Below are 1,166 nucleotides of genomic sequence, written 5' to 3' on the forward strand. Positions count from 1 at the left end.
AACGAGGCGGTGTTCATGCGAGGTGGGCAGACGTTGACCGCGGCCCTGGTCGAGGTCGACGACAAAGGGGTCGACGGAGTTATCGGCCGAGTCGCCTCGGCGATCAGTACCGTGTCGGCGCGGATGCGCCTGTGGCAGGACGGAATCGCGCGAAGGTACGCGCTGGCGACTTTTGCCGGCGCAACCGTTGTTGTCGCGATGCTCTTGCTGACGAGGTGGTGGTGATGGAATGTCCATGGTTGACAATCCTGTGGCTCTCACCTACGGCCGGCGCCGGTATCGTGATGCTTCTCCCACGCACGCATCACGCGGTGGCCAAATGGGTGGGCCTGGTGGTTGCGCTGGCCGTCCTGGGCATCACGGGCGTGGTCGCGACCGGTTACGAGGCCGACGCAGAGCAGTATCAGTTTCTCGAAAAACGCTCCTGGATTGACTCTTTGGGTGCCGGTTACACAGTGGGAATAGACGGCATAGCCCTCGTCCTGGTCATCTTGACCGCAGCGCTCACCCCGTTGCTGATCATTGCCGGCTGGAACGACGCATCGGGTCGCGCCAACGCACCGCATGCGTATGTGGCGCTGATGCTGGCCCTCGAGTCATTGGCACTGCTGTCTTTTGTGGCACTCGATGTAGTGCTTTTCTATGTCGCCTTCGAAGCCACGCTTCTTCCCTTGTACTTCCTCATCGGCGGGTACGGAGGTAACCGAACCCAGGCCTCCAGTGCAGCGGTGAAATTCCTGCTGTACAACCTGTTCGGCGGCCTCGTCATGCTCGCCGCCGTCGTCGGGCTGTATGTGGTCACCGCACACGCGAGCCACGGCACATTGGACGTCCGCCACCTGGTCAACGCCACGCACGCTGTGGATCCAGCCATCCAACGGGTCCTGTTCTTGGGCTTCTTTGCAGCGTTTGCAGTCAAGGCCCCGCTGTGGCCACTCCACACCTGGCTACCGGGCGTTGCAACTTCAGCGAAGCCCGCGACCGCGGTCATGATGATGGCCATCGTCGATAAGGTCGGCACGTTCGGGATGCTGCGCTACTGCCTGCCGTTGTTCCCCGACTCGGCAACCTATTTCCGGCCCGTCATCGTCACCCTGGCGGTGATCGGCATCGTGTACGGCGCCGTGCTGGCGATCGGCCAGACGGACGTGATGCGACTCATCGCC

At 62.4% G+C, this 1,166-nt stretch carries 1 protein-coding gene and 1 pseudogene; both read left to right on the forward strand.

What is annotated here, in order from left to right:
- Window positions 1-225, forward strand: a pseudogene (locus A5784_RS38880) (NADH-quinone oxidoreductase subunit L); the annotation flags it as partial.
- A partial coding sequence (locus A5784_RS28165) for an NADH-quinone oxidoreductase subunit M (protein ID WP_156750824.1) occupies window positions 225-1,166 on the forward strand: 942 nt, incomplete at its 3' end. The pseudogene A5784_RS38880 and the gene A5784_RS28165, both read left to right, overlap by 1 nt.

It is taken from the genome of Mycobacterium sp. 852013-50091_SCH5140682, assembly GCF_001665685.1.
In the GTDB taxonomy this organism is placed as follows: domain Bacteria; phylum Actinomycetota; class Actinomycetes; order Mycobacteriales; family Mycobacteriaceae; genus Mycobacterium.